The following is a 20,663-nucleotide window of genomic DNA, read 5'->3' on the forward strand; positions in this document are numbered from 1 at the left end:
GGTGCGGGGGCAGAGCCCCCGCTTGCACCAGCTTCCAAAACGCGAAGGGCCCGGGGGATCGCCCCCGGGCCCTTCGTCATCCATCCGCGATGCCGCCCGCGCGTCAGGCCCGCGCGTCGGGCCGCGATGCCGCCCCTGGCGCGGAGCGGTGCTCAGAGCAGCGCCTTGGCCTTCTCGACGACCGCCTCGGCGGTGATGCCGAACTCGGCATAGAGACGCTCGGCCGGGGCCGAGGCGCCGAAGTCGGTCATGCCGACGAAGCCCGCCTTGGCGGCGCGGCCGCGCTCGCCATAGAGCCAGCGGTCCCAGGGCTGCTGCACCGCGGCCTCGATCGCGATCCGGGCCGGGCCTGCCGGCAGCACCTTCTTGCGATAGGCCTCGTCCTGCGCCGCGAACAGCTCCATGCAGGGGACCGAGACGACGCGGGTGCCGATGCCGGCCGCTTCCAGCGCCTCGCGCGCCTTGATCGCGATCTCGACCTCCGAGCCGGTGGCCATCAGGATCACCTGGCGCTTGGCCTCGGCCTCGCGCAGCACGTAGGCGCCCTTGGCCGACAGGTTGGTCGCGGTGTGCTTCTCGCGCAGCGTCGGCAGGTTCTGGCGCGACAGCGCCAGGATCGAGGGCGTCTCGGTCGTGGTCAGCGCCAGTTCCCAGGCCTCGGCGGTCTCGATCACGTCGGCGGGGCGGAAGGTCCAGGTGTTGGGCGTGGCGCGGCAGATCGCCAGGTGCTCGACCGGCTGGTGGGTCGGGCCGTCCTCGCCCAGCCCGATCGAATCGTGGGTCATCACGTAGACCACCGGGTTGCCCATCAGCGACGACAGCCGCATCGCGCCGCGGGCGTAGTCGGTGAAGCAGAAGAACGTGCCGCCATAGGGCCGCACACCGCCGTGCAGCCACAGCCCGTTCATCGCCGCGGCCATGCCGTGTTCGCGGATGCCGTAATGGACGTAGCGGCCCTTGCGGTTGTCGGGGTTGAAGATCCCGAGATCGGCGGTCTTCGTCAGGTTCGAGCCGGTGAGGTCGGCCGAGCCGCCGATGGTCTCGGGCACCGCCGGGTTGATCGCGGCCAGCACCATCTCGCTGGCCTTGCGGGTCGCGACCTTGGGCTTGGCCTCGGACTGCGCCTTCTTGAAGGCGCGGATCGCGGCGCCAAGCTTCTTGGCGGGCTCGCCGGCGAAGGTGCGGGCGAACTCGGCCTGCTTGGCGGGCGACAGCGCGGCCAGGCGCTCTTCCCAGGCGGCGCGCTCGGCGGCGCCGCGCGACCCGATCGCGCGCCAGGCCTCCAGCACCGGGGCCGGGATCTCGAAGGCGCCGTGCGCCCAGCCGTAGACTTCCTTGGTCAGCGCGATCTCGGCATCGCCGAGCGCCGAGCCGTGGACCGAATAGCTGTCGGCCTTGTTGGGCGAGCCGAAGCCGATGATGGTCTTGCAGTCGACGAAGACCGGCCGGTCCGAGGTCTTGGCCTCGGTCAGGGCGCGGTCGATGTCGGCCGGGTCATGGCCGTCGCAGGACAGCACCTTCCAGCCCGAGGCCGCAAAGCGCGCCTTCTGGTCGGTGATGCAGGCCATGGTGACGCGGCCGTCGATGGTGATGTTGTTGTTGTCCCACAGCACCACCAGGTTCGACAGCTTCTGCATGCCGGCCAGGCCGATCGCCTCCTGGCTGATGCCCTCCATCAGGCAGCCGTCGCCGCAGATCACCCAGGTCTTGTGGTCGACGACCTTCTTGCCATAGCGGGCGCGCAGCGATTCCTCGGCGATCGCCATGCCGACGGCGGTGGCGATGCCCTGGCCGAGCGGGCCGGTGGTGGTCTCGACGGCGTCGAGCAGGAAGTTCTCGGGGTGGCCGGCGGTCAGCGCGCCCCACTGGCGGAACTGCTTGATCTGATCAAGCGTCACCTGCGCGTCGCCGCACAGGTACAGCAGCGCGTAGATCAGCATCGAGCCGTGGCCCGCCGACAGCACGAAGCGGTCGCGGTCGGCCCATTTCGGCGCCGAGGCGTCGAACTTCAGGTGCTTCTCGAACAGCACGGTCGCCACGTCGGCCATGCCCATGGGCATGCCGGGGTGGCCGGAATTCGCGGCCTGCACCGCGTCCATCGCCAGTGCGCGGATCGCCGCCGCCTTCTGCCAGTGGTCGGGATGGGCGGTGCGCAGCGCGGCAATGTCCGGGAAAGCGGTGTCCATGGGGGCATCCTTCGCTCATGTTAGCGGTCGCGACCGTCAATACCACCGCCCCAGCAGGGATCAAGGCCACGTCCCCGACCTGCCGCGGGGTTTTCGCGGCGATTTGCGCATCCGGCGGCGGAATGGTTGAGTGTTCGCAAAGAGCCGAACGCTCCGAGACGATTCGAACGCCCCTGCGGGCGGGCGGGTCCGGCGGGCGCTTGGGACCACCGGACCAGGCAGGAGGGCGGATGAGCGACATCACCGAATATGAACGCCGCATCAGCGCGGCGCTGGCACGGATCGAATACGGGATCGAGATCGGCCGCGGCCCGGGCAGGGCTGCGGGCAGGGCTGCGGACAGGGCTGCGGACAGGGCCTCGGACGGGGCGCCGGCCGCGGTGACCGAGGCGCTGGCGATGCAGATCGCGGCGCTGGAAGAGGCGCTGGACCAGGAACGCGCCGCGGTCGCCCGGCTGGCGGGCGAACTTGCCGATCGCGACGCCGCGGCGCCGGCGCCGGTGCTGTCGGTCGTGCCCGGCCCCGGCGCGGGATCGGGCCCGGACGCGGCGGCCGAGCGCGAGCGCATCGCCACGCTCGAGGCCGAGCTGCGGGCCGAGCGCGACAGCAACGCCCAGCTGGTCGAGCGGGTGCGCGGGATCAAGGACAAGCAGGAACAGACCGTCGGCGCGCTCGAGAAGCGGGTGGCGAAGCTGTCCGAGAGCCTCGAGGCCGGGTCGACCGATGCCGCGAAGCTGCGCCGGGTCAACGGCCAGCTGCGCGAAACCAACGTGGCGCTGCGCGAGGCGCTGGCGCGGGGCCTTGGCGATGCCGGGCTGATCAACCGCGCGATGGAGGCCGAACTTGAGGCCCTGCGCGCCGCGCGCGCCTCGGAAGCGGCCGAGATCGACGAGATCCTGGCCGAGCTGGGACCGATGCTGAAGGAGGCCGCCAATGCCTGAGATCCGGATCTCGATCGGCAACCGCGACTTCGACGTGGCCTGCCAGCAGGGCGAGGAGCATTTCCTGCGCGCCGCCGCCGCGATGCTGGATGCCGAGGCGCAGCCGCTGCTGGCGCAGCTGGGGCGCATCCCCGAGACGCGGATGCTGCTGATGGCGGGGCTGCTGCTGGCCGACCGCACCGCCGCGCTCGAGGATCAGCTGCGCGAGGCCGAGGGCCGTGCCCGCGAGGCCGGCGCCGAGGTCGCGCGGCTGAAGGCCGACCCGGTCACGCGCGAGGTTCCGGTGATCCCGGCCGCGGTGACCGAGACCCTGGCCGAGATCGCCGCCCGGACCGAGGCGCTGGCCGCCCGGATCGAGGACGGCGTGGCGGGCTGATGACGGGGGCGCCCGCGGTCCTGCGCGGCGGGTGCCTCTGCGGCGCCGCCGGGTTCGAGGTCGCGGACGACTTCGGCTATGCGCTGAACTGCCACTGCTCGCAGTGCCGCCGCGCCACCGGCGCGGCCTGCAAGCCCTTCGCCGGGATCGCCCGCGCCGCGCTGCGCCCGGTGCAGGGCGAGGGCGTCCTGCGGGTGAACGGCGCGCCGGACGGGGCGCATGACGTCTTCTGCGGCGCCTGCGGATCGCTGCTGTGGTCGGTGGTGCGCGAGGGCGCCTTCGTGCACGTGCCGCTCGGGGTGCTGATCGACCCGCCGTCGATCCGGCCGCAGGCGCATATCTTCACCGGCTCGAAGGCCCCGTGGCACGAGATCACCGACGCACTGCCGCAGTTCGAGGGCTTTCCCGACTAGCCCGGCACCGGCGCGCCCCCTGCGGAACAGACACCGGACCAGACAGCGAAACGGCGGACCCCCGAGGGGGCCCGCCGTCCGGGTCTGGTCAGGTTCCGTGCCCGCTCAGCCGGCGTTGGCTTCGCGGATCTTCTCGGCCGCGGCCTTGTCGAAGGGGATCGCGTTGGTCTCGAACAGGGTGTCCAGCTCGCCCGACAGCACCATCTCGGTGATGATGTCGCAGCCGCCCACGAACTCGCCCTTGACGTACAGCTGCGGGATCGTCGGCCAGTCGGAATAGTCCTTGATGCCCTGGCGGATCGCGGCGTCGGCCAGCACGTTGACGTCCTGGTACTCGATCCCCATGAAGTTCAGCACGCCCGCGACCCGGCTCGAGAAGCCGCATTGCGGCATCATCTTGGTGCCCTTCATGAACAGCACGACGTCATTGGCGGTGACGGTGGCGCGGATCTGCTCTTCGGCGGTGGTGGTGGTCATGTGAAGTCCTCTTGCCCGGGGAAGGCCGGGTGCCGGCGGGGCAGCGCCCGCATGTGCTGGGGCGCCGGCGGGATCGGGCCGCGAGGGCCGCGCCCGCCGGGCCGCATTCGTCAGGCCGGAGCCTTGGTGGTGAGCGCGAGCGCGTGCAGCTCGCCGTTGGGCCCGTCCATCTTGCCCTTGAGCGAGGCATAGACCGCGCGCTGCTGCTGCACGCGGTTCATGCCCTTGAAGCTTTCGTCGATGACCTCGGCCGCCCAGTGGTTTCCGTCGCCGGCGAGATCCGTGATCGTGATCTTCGCCTGCGGGAAGGTCGCGCGGATCAGGTTTTCGATGTCCTGGGCTTCCATAGCCATGTCGGAGGGGTCCTTTAAGCCTTGCCCCCAAAATGTAGAATGACACAGGGGCTTTCGCAAGCGCACCCGCGCGGCCCCGCGCCGATCCCTGCCGCGATCGCCCGGCCATGCCCCTGACGAAGCGTCGAAAAAGCTTGCGAAATTTTCGGCGCCCGGTTTCCTGGGCGCATGGTGAAACTGGTTCTTCTGCACAAGGCCGCGTCGATCTACGACGACGTGCCGGAACGGGTCTACGATTTTCCGCGCAGCTACCTGAAGGCCGCGACCGAGGGGATCGGCGACTGGGCCGTCTATTACGAGCCGGTGAAGGCCGGGCCGCGCGGCTATTTCGCCGTGGCCAGGATCGGGCGCATCGTGCCCAAGCCGGGGGTCGAGGGGCGCTTCCTTGCCGAGATGGCGCCGGGCAGCTTCCTGCGCTTCGACCGGCCGGTGCCGCGGCTTCTGGACGGCCGGCCGCTGGAACGGGCGCTGGCCGACGCGACGGGCGCGCTGGCGCGCGGCGGGGCGGTGCAGCTGGCGGTGCGGCGCCTGCCCGAGGCCGAATTCGCCCGCATCGTCGACCTCGGCCTGCCCGACACGCTCGAGGCCGACGAGGCGCGGCGCTACAGCCCGCCCGGCCTCCCGCTGCCGCCGGGGCTGGCCGAGCCGGTCGTCCCTTTCGCCCGCCCGGTGATCGAGCGGCTGACCAGCCGGCCGTTCCGCGACGTGGCCTTCCGGCGGCTGGTGCGCGAGGCCTATGGCCACCGCTGCGCGATGTCGGGGCTGGCGCTGCGGAACGGCGGGGGGCGGCCCGAGGTGCAGGCCGCCCATATCCGGCCCGTGGCCGATCAGGGCAGCGATGCGGTCAACAACGGCCTTGCCCTGTCGGGCACGCTGCACTGGATGTTCGACCGCGGCCTGATCTCGGTCGCGCCGGACAATGCCACCATCCTCGTGTCGCGCAACAAGGTGCCCGAGGACGTGGTGCGCCGGCTGATCCGGCCCGAGGGGCGGCTGCTGCCGCCGGTGTCGCCGCACGACGCGCCGCATCCCGACAACCTGCGCTGGCACCGCGAGAACGTCTTCGGCCAGTGGGTGCCGGACGGGCCGACGCCCTGGGGCTGAGTCGGGGGGCTGAGGGGGCCGTCTCCGGCCCCCGGCAGGATCAGCCGACGGCGGCCTCGAAGGCGCCGCGGTAGAGCGCCGAGAGGTCGGCCAGCGCCGCGGTCTCGGTGCCCAGCGTGACGGTCTCGCCGCCGAAGCTGCCCACGCGGGCCAGCGGCACGCCGGCGGCCTTGGCCGCGGCTTCCAGCGCCGCCACGCCCTCGGCGTCACAGGCCACGAGATAGCGCGCCTGGTCCTCGCCGAAGAGGGCGCCGATCGCGCCGTCGTTCAGCGTCACGCCCAGGCCCGCGCCCTCCGCCATCTCGAAGGCCGCCAGCGCGAGGCCGCCGTCCGACAGGTCGTTCGCGGCGCGCACCAGCTTGCGGTTGGCCAGCAGGAACTGCCCGTGCGCCAGCTCGGCCGCCAGATCCACCGCCGGCGCGTCGCCGGTCTCGATCCCGAAGGCCTCGTAGGCCAGCGCCGACTGGCCGAGATGGCCCGCGGTGGTGCCGATCACCAGCGCGACGTCGCCCGCGGCGGGCCGCCCGGGGATGTGGTCGTCAAGCGAGGCCAGAAGCCCCACCGCGCCGATCGTCGGCGTGGGCAGGATGCCGGTGCCGTCGGTTTCGTTGTAAAGCGAGACGTTGCCCGAAACGATCGGGAAGTCGAGCGCGCGGCAGGCCTCGCCGATGCCTTTGATGGCGCCGACGAACTGGCCCATGATCTCGGGCTTCTCGGGGTTGCCGAAGTTCAGGTTGTCGGTCGCGGCCAAGGGCTTGGCTCCCACGGCCACGAGGTTGCGCCAGGCTTCGGCCACCGCCTGCTTGCCGCCCTCGTAGGGGTTGGCCTTCACGTAGCGCGGCGTCACGTCCGAGGTGAAGGCCAGCGCCTTGCCCGAGCCGTGCACCCGCACGATGCCCGAGCCGAGGCCGGGGGTGCGCACGGTGTCGGCCATGACCTGGGTGTCGTACTGTTCCCAGACCCAGGCCTTGTGGGCGTGGTTCGGGCTGCCGATCAGCGCCTTCAGCGCATCGATCGCGCCGATCGCCGGCATTTCGGCCATGGCGGCGGCCGCCGGCGTCTCGATCCAGGGGCGGTCGTATTCCGGCGCCGAGGACGACAGCTTCGACAGCGGCAGGTCGGCCTTCACGTCATTGCCGTGCAGGATCAGGAAGCGGTCCTCGGCGATGGTCTCGCCGACCACGGCGAAGTCGAGATCCCATTTCTCGAAGATCGCGCGGGCCTCGGCCTCCTTCTCGGGCTTCAGCACCATGAGCATCCGCTCCTGGCTTTCCGACAGCATCATCTCGTAGGCGGTCATCGCCGCCTCGCGCTGCGGCACGGCGTCGAGCTGCAGCTTGATGCCAAGCCCGCCCTTGTCGCCCATCTCGACCGCGGAACAGGTCAGGCCCGCGGCGCCCATGTCCTGGATCGAGATGACCGAGTCGGTGGTCATCAGCTCCAGGCAGGCTTCCAGCAGGCGCTTTTCGGTGAAGGGGTCGCCGACCTGCACGGTCGGGCGCTTCTCCTCGATCGTGTCGTCGAACTCGGCCGAGGCCATGGTCGCGCCGCCGACGCCGTCACGGCCCGTCTTGGCACCAAGGTAGACCACCGGCATGCCGACGCCGCTCGCGGCCGAGTAGAAGATCTTGTCGCTGTCGGCGAGGCCGGCGGCGAAGGCGTTCACCAGGCAGTTGCCGTTGTAGGCGCGGTGGAAGCGGACCTCGCCGCCGACGTTCGGCACGCCGAAGGCGTTGCCGTAGCTGCCGATGCCTTCGACCACGCCCTTGACCAGGTGGCCGGTCTTCGGGTGCGAGGGCAGGCCGAAGGACAGCGAATCCATCGCCGCGATCGGGCGGGCGCCCATGGTGAAGACGTCGCGCAGGATGCCGCCGACGCCGGTCGCGGCGCCCTGGTGCGGTTCGATGTAGGACGGGTGGTTGTGGCTCTCCATCTTGAAGACCACGGCCTGGCCATCGCCGATGTCGACCACGCCCGCGTTCTCGCCGGGGCCGCAGATGACGACGTCACCCTTGGTGTGCAGCGTGCGCAGCCATTTCTTCGACGATTTGTACGAGCAGTGCTCGTTCCACATCGCCGAGAAGATGCCAAGCTCGGTGAAGGTCGGTTCGCGCCCGATGATCTCGAGGATCCGCTGGTATTCGTCGGGCTTCAGGCCATGAGCGGCGATGAGCGCTTCGTTGATCTGCGGTTCCTGCATGGTCTTGGGGTCCCCGTCCGGCTGGGTGGCGCTTGCGGCGCCTTCCTAAAGCCGGACGGGCCGCCGGGAAAGCGGGTTTTTCGCACCGCCGCCCGAGCCACCGCCCGAGCCGCCGCCCGAGCCGCCGCCCGAGCCGCCTGCCGATGGGGGCCTCAGCCCTGGTACTGCGCCATGTCGACGAACTGGCTGCGGGTCATGCCCACGACCAGCCGGCCGTCTTCGGGCTGGGCCTCGGCCGCCTCGACCGAGACCGTGTCGCCGGTGATCCCGAGGCTCAGCGCCAGCTCGACGATGACGGTGTGACGCCCGGCGATGTCGGGGATGACGCGCTGCACCTTGCCGAGTGCGACGCCATCGGTCGAGATCACCGGCATGCCGTCACGGATCCCCGCGACGCTGGCCGCCGGTGGCGGCGGCGCGGCCGCGATCACCGGTGTCTCGGCCCGCGCGGCGCCGGCGACGACCACCGCGGGCCCGCAGGCCAGTGACAGGGCCAAGGTCTGTGCCAAACCCCGTGCCAAGGCCGCTCCCCGCGCGGCCGTCCTTCTGCTGTCCATGATACCCTCCGTACGTAGACTGCATGGGGCCAAGTCCAGCATGGCGCGCCGCCTCGGGTCCAGCCCCGCGTCCGCGGCCGGCGGCCGCCCGCCGGGCGGCGCGGCGCCGCGCCATGGCCCGGCGGTGTCCCCGCGGGGGACCGGCCGCCTGTCCGCCGTGGCGCGGAAATATCCCGGGGTGATCGCGACTTGCCGCGAGGGGGCGGGGCCGCGCACGGGCACCCGACCGGGCGCCGCGCTGGCGCCAGGACAAAAAAAAGGCCGAGACAAAGCTCGGCCGAAGTCCAACAGGGAGGTTGAAGTCGCCACGAGTTTCCTCGTACCGGCGGCTTCGAAGCTGCATTTATGGGCAGCGTGTGAATCATTCAAGGTTAAACCCCGGTTGATTTGCACATGGCCGCCATGCGTTGCGCGAATGTCGCGCCGCAGCATCCCCGCCGCGCCCCTCGCTGCGCCAACGAAAACGGGCCGCGGCTTGCGCCTGCGGCCCGTGCGGTGACTGCTCGCGTCAGGGGCGAAGGGCCTCAGGCCACGTTCTCGTCCAACTGGCGCTTGCGATAGGCCATGATCTCTTCGGTGACGAAATCGCGGAAGGCGGCGATGCGCTTGGACTGCCGCAGCTCCTCGGGATAGGCGAGGAACACCGGCACCTCGGCCGAGGAGACGTCGGGCAGCACCTGCACCAGGTTCGGCACGTCGTCGGTCAAATAGTCGGGCAGCACGCCGATGCCGACATGGTTGATCACCGCCTGCATCACGCCGAAATAGTTGTTCACGTAGAGAAGCGACGGGATCTCGTGCGCAAGCAGCCGCTGGATCAGCGCCCCCCCGGCCGAGACCTGCGGCGCCGAGACGTTCTGGCAGATCAGCCGGTGGCCCGAGACATCCTCGATCCGCTCGGGCAGGCCGTGCGCCTCGACATAGCCCTCCGAGGCGTAAAGCCGCATCCGGATGTTCATCAGCCGCTTGCGGATCAGGTCGGCCTGGCTCGGCTCCTTCATCCGGATCGCGACGTCGGCCTCGCGCATCGGCAGGTCCAGCACCCGCTCCTCCAGCATCAGGTCGATCGTCAGGTCGGGGTATTTCTCGTAGAGCTTCGACAGCCGGGGCGCGAGCCACATCGTGCCGAAGCCGGTGGTCGAGGTGACCTTGAGCGTGCCGAAGACCTCTTCCTCGCTGTCGCGGATCCGGGCCGAGGCGGTGTCGAGCCGCTTGGCCATCGCCGAGGTCGCGTCGAACAGCAGCTCGCCCTGTTCGGTCAGGATCAGGCCGCGGGCGTGGCGGTGGAACAGGGTCGTGTTCAGGCTTTCTTCCAGCGCGCGGATCTGGCGCGACACGGCCGACTGGCTCAGATGCAGGCTGTCGCCCGCATGCGTCAGGCTGCCGGCATCGGCAACGGCGTGGAAGATCCTCAGCTTGTCCCAGTCCATGGTCTCGTCCTTCGTGCTGCCCCGCGGCGCGTCATCGCGCCGGCGACATGGCAGCCATGCATTCCCTACATAGGGTAACATCGCCTCTTAATGAAGGCATGTCGTGATTTGTGCGTTTTTATGCCGATGGCGGTACCGCGGCAACACGATGCTGCACCTGCACAGTCCCGCGACGGGCGCGCCGCAGCGCAGCGGCCACAGCCTGATGCGGCGTCACCCGATCGTCATCGAAACGCGGCATGTCGGGCGGCGGGGCCGGTTCGGCCCGCTGCGGGAGAGGCGGCATGACCGACACGCCGGGGCGCGAGATCCTGCGCCAGATCACCTATGCGCGCGCGGCCGCGACCGGGCCGGGGCGGGCGGTGATCCGCCTGGTCGAGAACGCGACGGGCCGCCGGGCGCTGCTGCGCCGGGCGCGCGGCGCCGCGCCCGAGGGAGATTGGGCGGGCGACACCGGCTGCGGCGGCTTCTGGCAGCAAATGCCCGCGCGCTTCGGCATCAGCCTCGACATCCGCAGCGGCATCCTTGACGCGATCCCGGCGAACGGGCCCCTGGTGCTGGTCGCCAACCACCCGTTCGGCATCCTCGACGGGCTGGTGATGGGCCATGTGCTGGCGCGGGCGCGGGGCGATTTCCGGATCCTGGCCAATTCCGTCTTCGGCGGGGTCGAGGCGCTGTCGCGCGCCGTGCTGCCGATCGATTTCGCCGAGACCCGCGCCGCGACCGAGATGAACCTTGCCACCCGCGCCACGGCGCTGCGCTATCTGGCGGGGGGCGGCGCGATCGGGATCTTCCCGGGCGGCACCGTCTCGACCGCGGCGCGGCCCTTCGGCGTGCCGCTCGACCCGGCCTGGCGCAGCTTCACCGCGAAGCTGGTCGCGCGCTCGGGCGCGACGGTGGTGCCGCTGTTCTACGAGGGGTGCAATTCGCGGCTGTTCCAGCTTGCCTCGCATCTCAGCTCGACGCTGCGCCTGGCGCTGCTGCTGCGCGAGTTCCGGGCGCGGACCGACACGGCGGTGCGGCTGCATGTCGGCGCGCCGCTCGCCGCGGCCGATCTTGCCGCCCTGGGCCGCGATCCGAACGCGATGATGGACACTCTGCGCCGCGCGACCTATCAGTTGAGCCCCGACCCGCTTCCGCCCGGGCCGGGCTTCGATTTCGGGCGGACGGTGGCGAGACGGGGGCGGGTGGCCTGACCCCCGGGCGGGAGGGTTCGCATGGCGGTTGGCGTCTTCGATTCGGGGCTTGGCGGGCTGACGGTGCTGGCCGCGCTGCAGGACCGGCTGCCGCAGGTGCCCTTCGTCTATCTCGGCGACAATGCCAACACGCCCTATGGCGTGCGCACCCCCGACGACATCTACACCCTGACCTGCGCCGGGGTCGAACGGCTGTGGGCGGCGGGCTGCGACCTGGTGATCCTGGCCTGCAACACCGCCTCGGCCGCCGCGCTCAAGCGCATGCAGGAAACCTGGATCCCGGCCGACAAGCGCGTGCTCGGGGTCTTCGTGCCGCTGATCGAGGCGCTGACCGAAAGGCAGTGGGGCGACAACTCGCCCCCGCGCGAAGTGGCGGTCAAGCACGTGGCGCTGTTCGCGACGCCGGCGACGGTGGCCAGCCGCGCCTTCCAGCGCGAACTGGCGTTCCGCGCGATCGGCGTCGATGTCGAGGCGCAGCCCTGCGGCGGCGTCGTCGACGCGATCGAGGCCGGCGACGAGATCCTGGCCGAGGCGCTGGTGAAATCCCATGTCGAGGCGCTGATGCGCCGGATGCCCGCGCCCGAGGCGGCGATCCTGGGCTGCACGCATTACCCGCTGCTCGAGGCGGTGTTCCAGAAGGCGCTTGGCCCCGAAGTCGCGGTGTTCTCGCAGCCGCGGCTGGTGGCGGCGGCGCTCGACGACTATCTCGCGCGCCGGCCGGAATTCCTGGGCGCGGGCCAGATGACGCAGTACCTGACCACCGGCGACCCCGAGAGCGTCTCGGCCCACGCGACGCAGTTCCTGCGACGGGGCGTGCGCTTCACGTCCGCCTGATCGCGGCGCCCCGCACCCAAGCACCGCTTGTCCTTCGCCTGTCGTTGCGGCAAGGACAGCGGCAAGACCATCGACCGAAGATATCCGCCATCGGGAGCCACCCATGACGCACAAGATCGCCATCCTCGGAGCCTCGGGCTATACCGGCGCCGAACTCGTCCGCATCATCGCCACCCATCCCGAGATGGAGATCGTGGCGCTGACCGGCGACCGAAAGGCGGGCATGGCGATGGCCGAGGTGTTCCCGTTCCTGCGCCACCTCGACCTGCCGGTGCTGCAAAAGATCGAGGACGTCGATTTCTCGAACGTCGACCTGTGCTTCTGCGCGCTTCCTCACGCGACGTCTCAGGCGGTGATCAGCGAATTGCCGCGCGATCTGAAGATCGTCGACCTGTCCGCCGACTTCCGTCTGCGCGACCCGGCCGCCTATGAGAAATGGTACGGCAAGCCGCATTCCGCGATCGAGATGCAGAAAGAGGCGGTCTATGGCCTCACCGAGTTCTATCGCGACGAGATCCGCGTCGCGCGGCTGGTCGCGGGCACCGGCTGCAATGCCGCGACCGGGCAATACGCGATCCGGCCGCTGATCGAGGCCGGGGTGATCGACCTCGACCAGATCGTGATCGACCTCAAGGCCGGGGTGTCGGGGGCCGGGCGCTCGCTGAAGGAGAACCTCCTGCATGCGGAGCTGTCGGGCGGCACCCATGCCTACAGCGCCGGCGGCACCCACCGCCACCTGGGCGAGTTCGACCAGGAGTTCAGCAAGGCCGCGGGCCGCGAGGTGCTGGTGCAGTTCACCCCGCACCTGAGCCCGATGAACCGCGGCATCCTCGCCACCGTCTATGTCCGCGGCGAGCCTGCGGCGGTGCACGGGGCGCTGGCCGCGCGCTATGCGGACGAACCCTTCCTGCAGGTGCTGCCGATGGGGCAGCTGCCCTCGACCCGGCACGTGGGCGGGTCGAACTTCGTCCATATCGGCGTGATCGGCGACCGGATCCCGGGCCGCACCGTGGTGGTGGCCGCGCTCGACAACCTGACCAAGGGCTCGTCGGGGCAGGCGATCCACAACGCCAACCTGATGCTGGGCCTGCCCGAGACCATGGGGCTGATGCTGGCGCCGGTCTTCCCGTGAGACCGGGGGCGACCGCCGGAGGGGCGAGATGCGCGGACTGAAGAAGAAGCGGCGGATCCAGATCATCGCGGTGGCGGCGGTGGCGCTGGTCGTCTCGACCGCGATGATCGGCTACGCGATGCGCGACGGCATCAACTATTTCCGCGCCCCGGCGCAGGTCGTCTCGGACCCGCCGCGCCCGGGCGAGGTGTTCCGCATCGGCGGGCTGGTCGAGGCCGGCACGCTGGTGCGCGGCCAGGGCGAGACCGTCAGCTTCAACGTCACCGACGGCGCCGCCTCGATCCCGGTCAGCTACACCGGGATCCTGCCCGACCTTTTCGGCGAGAACCAGGGCATGGTCGGCACCGGCGAGATGGAGAACGGCACCTTCGTCGCGCGCGAGATCCTTGCCAAGCACGACGAGACCTACATGCCGAAAGAGGTCATCGACGCGCTGAAGCAGCAGGGCGTCTACGAGGACCCGTCGAAACCCGCCGGCTGACCCGCCGCACGACTGGTGTGATCACATCGGGTTTCTCGGCGCGTCCAGAGCTGGCGCGCCCGGAAATTTTCTTGCGGATTCAGGTCAGATTCATCTCTTATCGATAAGAAATAGAGCGATAAAATCCCGTTCCTGATCCTGATGGTCAGGTGTTGCGCGCCGGGGGCGCACGCTCGGTTGCGGCCGCGTTAACCCCGTCGCGACAGTCTGGCGCCGTCATTGCCATGGGGGACGGGCCGATGAAGACAGCCGAGCAGCTGGCCGAGGAGATCGTCGCACGCGAGGGCGGCTTCGTCGACGATCGCGACGATCCGGGCGGGGCGACCAACCACGGGGTGACGATCGGGACCATGCGCCGGCTGGGGCTCGACCTCGACGGCAACGGACGGGTCGACACGGCCGATGTCCGCCGGCTGACGGCGGAGCAGGCGCGCGACATCTTCCTGCAAAGCTATTTCCGCGCCCCGAAGATCGACCAGCTGCCGCAGGTGCTGCAGGGCACGGTCTTCGACATGCAGGTGAATGCCGGCAGCAACGCGATCCGGATCCTGCAGGCGCTGCTGAACGGCATGGGCGCGGTGCTGCGCGTCGACGGGGCGCTGGGGCCGCAAAGCCTTGGCGCGGCCGAGCGGGCCTGCGCGCGCCAGCCCGGGCTGGTGGCCGACGCCTACGGCATCGCGCGGCGCAACTACTACTACGCCCTCGCCGATGCCCGCCCCGCCAGCCGCAAGTTCGCGCGGGCCCGCGACGGCGGCAAGGGCGGCTGGATCCTGCGGGCCGAGGAATTCATCTCGCCCCGGTTCCGGCTGACGGCGGCCGAACATGGCGCCCGCGTCGCGGGCTGGGTCTGACGGGGGGCATCGGGACATGCTGGGGGCACTTTTCGGGCGGCCGGGCGCCGCGCAGGCGGCGGGGCGCGCGGTGGCGGGCGTGGCCGAGGTCTTCGTCGAGAACCGCACCAAGGCGATGGAGCGGGCCGCGTCGCAGCGCGAGGCCGCGATGGCGCAGACCCGGGCCGAGTTCGAGGGGCCGGGGTCGGTGGCGGGGCCGTGGAACCGGTTCTGCAACGGGCTCAATCGTTTGCCGCGGCCGCTGCTGGCGCTGTCGACGATCGGGCTGTTTGCCTATGCCATGGCCGATCCCGCCGGCTTCACGCTGCGGATGACCGGCCTGTCGGCGGTGCCCGAACCGCTGTGGTGGCTGATGGGCGCGATCGTCAGCTTCTATTTCGGCGCGCGCGAGGCGCATTACTTCCGCGGCCGCGCCCCGGCGGGGGCGGTCCCGCTGGCGGTCGCGCCGGTGGTCGCGCCGGTTGCCGCAGGCGCCGGGGCCGCGCCGTCCGAGGGCGGCGGCGCGATGCCGGTCGCGGTGATCTCGTCCACGGCGACGCGGGTCGCGGCATCGGACAATGCGGCGCTGGCCGAATGGCTGGCGGGATGAGCGGGCGATGCGACGAAAGGACCAGTTAACGGCGACGTGAGCGGGGCCGCGGCCCATTGGCCCCGCGCCGGCATGGGTCTATGGTCGCGTCCCGAACCGGTTGGCTGTAGAGACCGGCCGAAACGACCCCACCCGAGTCCCGCGCGCCGCGAAGGCGCCCGGCGCCCGGGGGCCTGACGGAGACCCGCCGCGATGATCACCGAACTTGGGCATTTCTGCCTGATCCTCGCCTTCGGCGTCGCGATCCTGCAAGCGCTGGTGCCGCTGGTCGGCGCCGGGCGCGGCTGGCAGGGCTGGATGGCGGTCGGCCCGGCGGCGGCGCTGGTGCAGTTCGCGCTGATCGCGGTCAGCTTCGCGGCGCTGACCCATGCCTTCGTCACCTCGGACTTCTCGCTGCGGGTGGTCTACGAGAACAGCCACACCGCGAAGCCGATGCTTTACAAGGTCGCCGGCGTCTGGGGCAACCACGAGGGCTCGATGCTGCTGTGGGTGCTGATCCTCGCGCTGTTCGGCGCCGCGGCGGCGGTCTTCGGCGGCGAGCTGCCGCCAAGCCTGAAGGCGCGGGTGCTGTCGGTGCAGGCGATGATCGGGGTCGCGTTCCTGGCGTTCATCCTGTTCACCTCGAACCCGTTCGACCGGCTGGCGCTGCCGCCGTTCAACGGCAAGGACCTCAATCCGCTGCTGCAGGACCCCGGCCTCGCCTTCCATCCGCCGTTCCTCTATCTTGGCTATGTCGGGCTTTCGATGGCGTTCAGCTTCGCCGTCGCCGCGCTGATCGAGGGGCGGATCGACGCGGCCTGGGCGCGCTGGGTGCGGCCCTGGACGCTGGCGGCCTGGATCTTCCTGACCATCGGCATCGCGCTGGGGTCGTGGTGGGCCTATTACGAGCTGGGCTGGGGCGGGTTCTGGTTCTGGGACCCGGTCGAGAACGCAAGCTTCATGCCCTGGCTGCTGGCGGCGGCGCTGCTGCACAGCGCGATCGTGGTCGAGAAGCGCGAGGCGCTGAAAAGCTGGACCATCCTGCTGGCGATCATGGCCTTCGGCTTCTCGCTGGTGGGCACGTTCCTGGTGCGCTCGGGCGTGATCACATCGGTCCACGCCTTTGCCAACGACCCCGAGCGCGGTGTGTTCATCCTGCTGATCCTGGCGGTGTTCCTGGGCGGGGCGCTGACGCTGTATGCCGTGCGGGCCGGGCAGATGACGGCGCGGGGCATGTTCGGCATGGTCAGCCGCGAGACGGGGCTGGTGATCAACAACGTGCTGCTGGCGGTCGCGGCGCTGGTCGTCTTCGTCGGCACGCTCTGGCCGCTGGTGGCCGAGATGCTGTGGGGCCGGGTGCTGTCGGTGGGCGCGCCGTTCTTCGACGCGGCCTTCACGCCGTTCTTCGTGCTGCTGGCCGCGGTGCTGCCGGTGGGGGCGATCCTGCCGTGGAAGCGCGGCCAGCTGGGCCGGGTGGCGCGGGCGCTCGCGCCGGCGCTGACGCTGGCGCTTGCGGTGGCGGTGCTGGCCTGGGTGCTGGCCACCGGCCGGTCGGCCGTCGGGCCGGTGGGCGCGGGGCTGGGGGCCTGGCTCGTCTCGGGCGCGCTGGTCGACCTGTGGCTGCGCGCGGGGCGCGGCGGGATCGGCGCGCGGCTGGGGCGGATCGCGCGGCTGCCGCGGGCGGACTGGGGCCGGGTGGTGGCGCATGGCGGGCTGGGGGTGACGATCCTGGGGATCGCGCTGCTGACCGCCAACGCGACCGAGGACATCCGCGTGGTGCGCGAGGGCGAGAGCTTCGACCTTGGCAGCTATGTGATCACGCTTGACAGGGTCGAGCGGTTCGAGGGGCCGAACTATCACACGACGATGGCGACGATGACGGCGCGGCAGGGCGGCCGGGTGGTGGCGGTGCTGCACCCCGAGAAGCGGCTGTACCCGGTGGCGCGGATGCCCACGACCGAGGCCGCGATCGACAACGGCGTGTTCCGCGACCTGTACCTGGTGATCGGCGACCCGCAGGAGGGCGGCGGCTGGGCGGTGCGCAGCTATATCAAGCCCTTCGCGAACTGGATCTGGATGGGGGCGATCATCATGGCGATCGGCGGGGCGCTGTCGCTGTCGGACCGGCGCACCCGGGTCGCGGTCGCCGCGGCGCGGCGCACGGGCCAGCCGCTGCAGCCCCCCGTCCAGCCGGCGGAGTGACCGTGATGCGCAGGATCCTTGCAGCGGGCGGGCTGGCGATGTGTCTGGCGCTGGCGGTGCCGGTGGCGGCGGTGGCGGTGCAGCCCGACGAGGTGCTGGCCGACCCGGTGATGGAACATCGCGCGCGCGAGATCTCGGCCAAGCTGCGCTGCCCGGTCTGCCAGTCCGAGACGATCGACGAATCGAACGCGCAGGTGGCGCGCGACCTGCGGCTTCTCGTGCGCGAGCGGCTGGTGGCGGGCGACAGCGATGCCGAGGTCATCGACTACGTGGTCGAGCGCTATGGCGAATACGTGCTGTTCGAGCCGGTGGCCTCGGGCTCGAACCTGATCCTGTGGTACGCGGGGCCGGCGATGCTGATCGCGGGGCTGGGGATCGGTTTCGCCTTCGTCCGCTCGCGCCGCCGGCCCGAGGCGCCGGTCGAGGAACTGTCCGAGAGCGAGAAGACCCGGCTTGCCGAACTTCTGCGCGACTGATCGCCACCGCGTCCTGACCGCGGCGATGTGATCACGGGCGTGACCCGGTGTCCGGGCGGCATGGTGTGGCCGTGCCAACGCCAGGATTTGCCGATTTTCCAACCAATCTTCAACGACCTGCGCGGCGGGCAGCGGCTTCGCACGCGCCGTGTGATCACGGCCTGTCGGGCGCGGGCGCGCGGCCCTGCGCGCCTTCGGACTTGTCGTGTCGCGTGATCACGGGTCCCAAGGGGCGGCGCGGGCAGTGGCGAGACGACGAAGCGCTGTGGGCCCGGCGCGAAGGCTGCTAGGCTCGTGCCGGTTGGTGCGTGATCGGAGGCGGGCATGGTGCGGTCCGGGGACGAGGCGGGGCAGGCGGCGCAGGGCGGTGAGGCCCACGAGACCCAGGACACTGTCGGGGCTGCCGCGCCCGCAGCGGCGGCGGTGCCGGCGGTGGCGCGGCCGCTGCGGCGGGCGGTGGTGCTGGTGCCCGGGTTTCGCAAGCGGCCGCGGATGGAGGCGGCGGGCGCGCTGGCGGCGGCGCTGGCCTGCTATGCCGAGGGGATGCGCTGCCTTGATGATCCGGGCGGCGATCGGGGCGCGACCCCGGGCACGCCCCAGGGCATGGGCGACCGGCTGCTGCGCCGGCTGGTCGACCGCGAGACCGGGCGCGAGATCGAGCTGACGCTGTTCGAGGGCTATTGGTTCGACCTGGTGCCCGAGGCGCCGCAGACGCCCTGGCTGCGCGTCAGCCGCGGCGCCTCGCTGATCGGGTACTGGTTCCTGGGCGGGGTCGCGCGGGCCATGGTCGTCGACCGCCGGTGGCCGCCGGTGATCCTGCTGGGCTTCCTGTGGTCGGGGCTGCTGCTGCTGGTGTGGTACGGCGCGACGCTGGCGCTGTTTGCCAAGGCGGTGCTGGCGCAGGACCCGACGCTGAGCGAGGCGCAGCGCTGGCTTCTCGGCACGGGCTGGCCGGCGGCGGCGCTGCAGGCGGTGGCGCCCTGGCTCGATTCGGCGCTGGTCGGGGGGTGGCTGCTGTCCTCGGCGCTGTTCGCGAGGGCCGAGAAGACCGCGGCGCTGGCCGCCTTCGCCAAGGCCTATCTGCAGGACCAGGGCGCCGATCCGACCGGGCCGGGCCTGCGCGCCGAGATCCGGGCCCGGGTGACGCGGCTTCTGGACGAGGTCGCCGCCGATCCCGGCTTTGACGACATCCATGTCGTCGGGCATTCCTTCGGCGGGATGATCGCGCTGGACGCGGTGGCGGGCTATGGCCGGCACGCGGCGCGGATCGTGCTGCACAGCTGGGGCAGCGCGCTGGGGCTGTTCGCGCTGCAGGAGCCGATGGTGGTGGCCGAGATCGCCAAGCTGCACGGCGCGCGCACGCCCGTCGCGGGCTGGATCGAGGTCGCGTTCCGCAGCGACACCCTGGCCAGCGCCGCGCCGCTGCCGCGCGGCGCCGACGGCGGCCCGCAGCCGCGCCACTTCCCGCCGCTGCGCCAGCCGCCGGTGCCCAAGGGCGTCGGCTGGAGCGCGCTGCAGGTGCATGACGCCTATTTCCGCAGCGAGGAGGTGATCGGCCTGCTGGTCGCCCCGCTCAGCGCACCTGCACCGGCACCCTGAGCGTCGTCGGCGCGCCGGGGGGCGGCGCGGTCACGCGGCCGATGCGGCGGGCATGGGCGAGGATCTCCGCCTCGAGCCCGCCGGCGCCCCGCGCCTGCAGCACCGAGGCGCCGGTGACCCGGCCCGCGGCGTCGATCGTCAGCTGCAACAGCACCGTGCCGGGCGCGAAGCGGCGGCGCTGCATGTGCCGGGCAAGCTGGGTCTGCACGCGGCCGGTCCAGCGCTCGATCTCGGTCGCGGTGGCGCGGCCGGCGGCGGCGCGGGCGCCAGCCTGGGCCTGCTGCGCCTGCTGGCGGGGCCGCTCCTGCGCCTGGCGCGCGGGCTGGCGCTGCGGCTCGGGGCGCTCGGCCTGCCGGGGCGCGGGTTCGGGTTCGGGTTCGACCTTTGGCGCGGCGTCGGGGCGGGCCGGCGGGCGCGGCACCTCGGCCAGCGCCACCTCGGGCTCGGCGGCGGGGGGCGGCGGCGGCGGCTCGGGACGGTCCGGCAGGGCTTCGGCACGCGGGGCCGGCGGGGCCATCGCGGGGGGCGGCGCCGGCGTCGGCGGCGCCTCGGCCACCGGGGTCGGCAGGTCGGGCGCCGCCTCGGGGTCGGGCGCGGGGGGTGCGAGGTCGGGCGTGTCGGGCGCGGGCACGTCTGGCGCGGCCTCGGGCACCTCGGCCACGGCCTGCGCGGCCGGCAGCGGCGGCAGCTCGATCATCACCGCGCGCTCGGCCCCGTCGGTGCCGGCGGGGTCGTAGATCATCGCGATCGCGGTGCCGGCCGCGACGGTGCACAGCACCAGCGTGCCGGCCGCGGTCCAGCCCGCGACCTCGCGCCGGCGCCGCGCCCGCCCGAGGCTTGCCTGCCAGCCGATCATGGCTGCGCCCCGGGCAGCGTCTCGATCCCGACCAGCGCCACCTTCAGGTAACCCGCCCGCTGCAGCAGGTTCATCACCGCCATCAGGTCGCCATAGGCCACCGCCTGGTCGGCGCGCAGGAAGATCCGCGCGTCGCGGTCGCCGCCGGTCCGGGCCGCGAGCGCCGCCGCGAGCCCGTCGCGGGTCACGTCGCTGTCGTCGAGCAGCAGCGACAGGTCTTCGGTCACCGACAGGTAGACCGGCGCGTCGGGCCGCTCGCGCGCGGCGGCGGTCGAGGCGGGCAGGTCCACCGGCACGTCGACCGTGGCCAGCGGCGCCGCCACCATGAAGATGATCAGCAGCACCAGCATCACGTCGATGAAGGGGGTGACGTTGATCTCGTGGGTCTCGGCCAGCTCGTCACCGGCGCTGTCGCGGATGCCGCCGGCCAT

The 20,663-nt window shown here is 71.6% G+C and carries 21 protein-coding genes; 13 read left to right on the forward strand and 8 right to left on the reverse strand.

Annotated elements, in window-relative coordinates; translation table 11 throughout:
• Positions 1–152 precede the first annotated feature (152 nt).
• Entirely contained in the window at positions 153–2,186 is a 2,034-nt protein-coding gene (gene tkt / locus V8J39_RS02840) for a transketolase (protein WP_336459351.1), read from the reverse strand.
• A gap of 230 nt (positions 2,187–2,416) precedes the next feature.
• On the opposite strand from tkt, the gene V8J39_RS02845 reads away from it, so the two are divergent.
• The 3 genes from V8J39_RS02845 to V8J39_RS02855 are packed head-to-tail and all read left to right on the forward strand — an operon-like array spanning position 2,417 to position 3,916.
• Positions 2,417–3,127 carry a hypothetical protein gene (locus V8J39_RS02845; RefSeq protein ID WP_336459352.1) on the forward strand — a complete coding sequence of 237 codons (711 nt, stop codon included), beginning with the start codon at positions 2,417–2,419 and terminating at the stop codon, positions 3,125–3,127.
• Complete coding sequence (gene zapA, locus V8J39_RS02850; RefSeq protein WP_336459353.1) at positions 3,120–3,503, forward strand: cell division protein ZapA; 384 nt, start codon at positions 3,120–3,122, stop codon at positions 3,501–3,503. The genes V8J39_RS02845 and zapA overlap by 8 nt, the downstream gene beginning before the upstream one ends.
• A complete protein-coding gene (locus tag V8J39_RS02855) occupies positions 3,503–3,916 on the forward strand; it encodes a GFA family protein (protein ID WP_336459354.1) in 414 nt (137 codons plus the stop codon). Before zapA ends, V8J39_RS02855 begins: the two co-directional genes overlap by 1 nt.
• A 105-nt stretch (positions 3,917–4,021) precedes the next feature.
• Here the strand turns inward: V8J39_RS02855 and grxD are convergent, their stop codons facing one another.
• Both grxD and V8J39_RS02865 read right to left on the reverse strand, forming a co-directional pair.
• Entirely contained in the window at positions 4,022–4,393 is a 372-nt protein-coding gene (grxD, locus tag V8J39_RS02860) for a Grx4 family monothiol glutaredoxin (RefSeq protein WP_336459355.1), read from the reverse strand.
• A 110-nt stretch (positions 4,394–4,503) separates the two neighbouring features.
• The gene (locus V8J39_RS02865) at positions 4,504–4,746 is read right to left on the reverse strand and encodes a BolA/IbaG family iron-sulfur metabolism protein (RefSeq protein ID WP_336459356.1); all 243 of its coding nucleotides are present in this window, start codon (positions 4,744–4,746) and stop codon (positions 4,504–4,506) included.
• A gap of 168 nt (positions 4,747–4,914) precedes the next feature.
• Between V8J39_RS02865 and V8J39_RS02870 the strand changes: the two genes are divergently transcribed.
• The gene (locus tag V8J39_RS02870; protein WP_336459357.1) at positions 4,915–5,850 is read left to right on the forward strand and encodes an HNH endonuclease; all 936 of its coding nucleotides are present in this window, start codon (positions 4,915–4,917) and stop codon (positions 5,848–5,850) included.
• A 40-nt stretch (positions 5,851–5,890) separates the two neighbouring features.
• On the opposite strand, the gene purL is transcribed toward V8J39_RS02870, so the two are convergent.
• The 3 genes from purL to V8J39_RS02885 all read right to left on the reverse strand — a co-directional run bounded on the left by purL (position 5,891) and on the right by V8J39_RS02885 (position 10,037).
• Positions 5,891–8,050, reverse strand: coding sequence for a phosphoribosylformylglycinamidine synthase subunit PurL (gene purL / locus V8J39_RS02875; protein ID WP_336459358.1), 2,160 nt, complete (start codon positions 8,048–8,050; stop codon positions 5,891–5,893).
• A gap of 152 nt (positions 8,051–8,202) precedes the next feature.
• The gene (locus tag V8J39_RS02880) at positions 8,203–8,547 is read right to left on the reverse strand and encodes a PRC-barrel domain-containing protein (RefSeq protein WP_336459359.1); all 345 of its coding nucleotides are present in this window, start codon (positions 8,545–8,547) and stop codon (positions 8,203–8,205) included.
• A 584-nt stretch (positions 8,548–9,131) separates the two neighbouring features.
• Complete coding sequence (locus V8J39_RS02885; RefSeq protein WP_336459360.1) at positions 9,132–10,037, reverse strand: LysR family transcriptional regulator; 906 nt, start codon at positions 10,035–10,037, stop codon at positions 9,132–9,134.
• Positions 10,038–10,321: 284 nt separating this feature from the next.
• Between V8J39_RS02885 and V8J39_RS02890 the strand changes: the two genes are divergently transcribed.
• The 9 genes from V8J39_RS02890 (at position 10,322) to V8J39_RS02930 (ending at position 19,376) form a co-directional block, all read left to right on the forward strand.
• A complete protein-coding gene (locus V8J39_RS02890; RefSeq protein ID WP_336459361.1) occupies positions 10,322–11,233 on the forward strand; it encodes a lysophospholipid acyltransferase family protein in 912 nt (303 codons plus the stop codon).
• A 21-nt stretch (positions 11,234–11,254) separates the two neighbouring features.
• Entirely contained in the window at positions 11,255–12,067 is an 813-nt protein-coding gene (locus tag V8J39_RS02895; protein WP_336459362.1) for a glutamate racemase, read from the forward strand.
• A gap of 103 nt (positions 12,068–12,170) precedes the next feature.
• Positions 12,171–13,199: an N-acetyl-gamma-glutamyl-phosphate reductase gene (gene argC, locus V8J39_RS02900; protein WP_336459363.1), complete on the forward strand. Its 1,029-nt coding sequence runs from the start codon at positions 12,171–12,173 to the stop codon at positions 13,197–13,199.
• 28 nt (positions 13,200–13,227) lie between these two features.
• Positions 13,228–13,680, forward strand: coding sequence for a cytochrome c maturation protein CcmE (gene ccmE, locus V8J39_RS02905; protein ID WP_336459364.1), 453 nt, complete (start codon positions 13,228–13,230; stop codon positions 13,678–13,680).
• Positions 13,681–13,919: 239 nt separating this feature from the next.
• On the forward strand, positions 13,920–14,531 hold the full coding sequence (locus V8J39_RS02910; RefSeq protein WP_336459365.1) for a holin-associated N-acetylmuramidase: 612 nt from the start codon (positions 13,920–13,922) through the stop codon (positions 14,529–14,531).
• A gap of 16 nt (positions 14,532–14,547) precedes the next feature.
• Positions 14,548–15,120, forward strand: coding sequence for a holin family protein (locus V8J39_RS02915; protein ID WP_336459366.1), 573 nt, complete (start codon positions 14,548–14,550; stop codon positions 15,118–15,120).
• A 192-nt stretch (positions 15,121–15,312) separates the two neighbouring features.
• Positions 15,313–17,301 carry a heme lyase CcmF/NrfE family subunit gene (locus tag V8J39_RS02920; protein ID WP_336459367.1) on the forward strand — a complete coding sequence of 663 codons (1,989 nt, stop codon included), beginning with the start codon at positions 15,313–15,315 and terminating at the stop codon, positions 17,299–17,301.
• A 5-nt stretch (positions 17,302–17,306) separates the two neighbouring features.
• Positions 17,307–17,777: a cytochrome c-type biogenesis protein gene (locus V8J39_RS02925; RefSeq protein WP_336459368.1), complete on the forward strand. Its 471-nt coding sequence runs from the start codon at positions 17,307–17,309 to the stop codon at positions 17,775–17,777.
• A 324-nt stretch (positions 17,778–18,101) separates the two neighbouring features.
• Complete coding sequence (locus tag V8J39_RS02930; protein ID WP_336459369.1) at positions 18,102–19,376, forward strand: hypothetical protein; 1,275 nt, start codon at positions 18,102–18,104, stop codon at positions 19,374–19,376.
• Here V8J39_RS02930 and V8J39_RS02935 read toward each other — a convergent pair.
• Together V8J39_RS02935 and exbD are read right to left on the reverse strand one after the other, a co-directional pair.
• Positions 19,351–20,232: an energy transducer TonB family protein gene (locus tag V8J39_RS02935; protein ID WP_336459370.1), complete on the reverse strand. Its 882-nt coding sequence runs from the start codon at positions 20,230–20,232 to the stop codon at positions 19,351–19,353. The two genes, V8J39_RS02930 and V8J39_RS02935, sit on opposite strands and share 26 nt — an antisense overlap.
• Entirely contained in the window at positions 20,229–20,663 is a 435-nt protein-coding gene (exbD, locus tag V8J39_RS02940; RefSeq protein ID WP_336459371.1) for a TonB system transport protein ExbD, read from the reverse strand. Before exbD ends, V8J39_RS02935 begins: the two co-directional genes overlap by 4 nt.

This window comes from Frigidibacter sp. MR17.24 (assembly GCF_037095655.1).
Classification (GTDB): domain Bacteria; phylum Pseudomonadota; class Alphaproteobacteria; order Rhodobacterales; family Rhodobacteraceae; genus Frigidibacter.

What these genes read in the sequence shown, in the direction of transcription:
- V8J39_RS02935 (WP_336459370.1), bottom strand. Translation starts at nt 20,232, where the DNA reads ATGATCGGCTGGCAGGCAAGCCTCGGGCGGGCGCGGCGCCGGCGCGAG.
- V8J39_RS02925 (WP_336459368.1), top strand. Translation starts at nt 17,307, where the DNA reads ATGCGCAGGATCCTTGCAGCGGGCGGGCTGGCGATGTGTCTGGCGCTG.
- V8J39_RS02845 (WP_336459352.1), top strand. Translation starts at nt 2,417, where the DNA reads ATGAGCGACATCACCGAATATGAACGCCGCATCAGCGCGGCGCTGGCA.
- zapA (WP_336459353.1), top strand. Translation starts at nt 3,120, where the DNA reads ATGCCTGAGATCCGGATCTCGATCGGCAACCGCGACTTCGACGTGGCC.
- tkt (WP_336459351.1), bottom strand. Translation starts at nt 2,186, where the DNA reads ATGGACACCGCTTTCCCGGACATTGCCGCGCTGCGCACCGCCCATCCC.
- V8J39_RS02885 (WP_336459360.1), bottom strand. Translation starts at nt 10,037, where the DNA reads ATGGACTGGGACAAGCTGAGGATCTTCCACGCCGTTGCCGATGCCGGC.
- argC (WP_336459363.1), top strand. Translation starts at nt 12,171, where the DNA reads ATGACGCACAAGATCGCCATCCTCGGAGCCTCGGGCTATACCGGCGCC.
- V8J39_RS02915 (WP_336459366.1), top strand. Translation starts at nt 14,548, where the DNA reads ATGCTGGGGGCACTTTTCGGGCGGCCGGGCGCCGCGCAGGCGGCGGGG.
- ccmE (WP_336459364.1), top strand. Translation starts at nt 13,228, where the DNA reads ATGCGCGGACTGAAGAAGAAGCGGCGGATCCAGATCATCGCGGTGGCG.
- V8J39_RS02930 (WP_336459369.1), top strand. Translation starts at nt 18,102, where the DNA reads ATGGTGCGGTCCGGGGACGAGGCGGGGCAGGCGGCGCAGGGCGGTGAG.
- V8J39_RS02920 (WP_336459367.1), top strand. Translation starts at nt 15,313, where the DNA reads ATGATCACCGAACTTGGGCATTTCTGCCTGATCCTCGCCTTCGGCGTC.
- V8J39_RS02890 (WP_336459361.1), top strand. Translation starts at nt 10,322, where the DNA reads ATGACCGACACGCCGGGGCGCGAGATCCTGCGCCAGATCACCTATGCG.
- V8J39_RS02865 (WP_336459356.1), bottom strand. Translation starts at nt 4,746, where the DNA reads ATGGCTATGGAAGCCCAGGACATCGAAAACCTGATCCGCGCGACCTTC.
- exbD (WP_336459371.1), bottom strand. Translation starts at nt 20,663, where the DNA reads ATGGCCGGCGGCATCCGCGACAGCGCCGGTGACGAGCTGGCCGAGACC.
- purL (WP_336459358.1), bottom strand. Translation starts at nt 8,050, where the DNA reads ATGCAGGAACCGCAGATCAACGAAGCGCTCATCGCCGCTCATGGCCTG.
- grxD (WP_336459355.1), bottom strand. Translation starts at nt 4,393, where the DNA reads ATGACCACCACCACCGCCGAAGAGCAGATCCGCGCCACCGTCACCGCC.
- V8J39_RS02910 (WP_336459365.1), top strand. Translation starts at nt 13,920, where the DNA reads ATGAAGACAGCCGAGCAGCTGGCCGAGGAGATCGTCGCACGCGAGGGC.
- V8J39_RS02895 (WP_336459362.1), top strand. Translation starts at nt 11,255, where the DNA reads ATGGCGGTTGGCGTCTTCGATTCGGGGCTTGGCGGGCTGACGGTGCTG.
- V8J39_RS02855 (WP_336459354.1), top strand. Translation starts at nt 3,503, where the DNA reads ATGACGGGGGCGCCCGCGGTCCTGCGCGGCGGGTGCCTCTGCGGCGCC.
- V8J39_RS02870 (WP_336459357.1), top strand. Translation starts at nt 4,915, where the DNA reads ATGGTGAAACTGGTTCTTCTGCACAAGGCCGCGTCGATCTACGACGAC.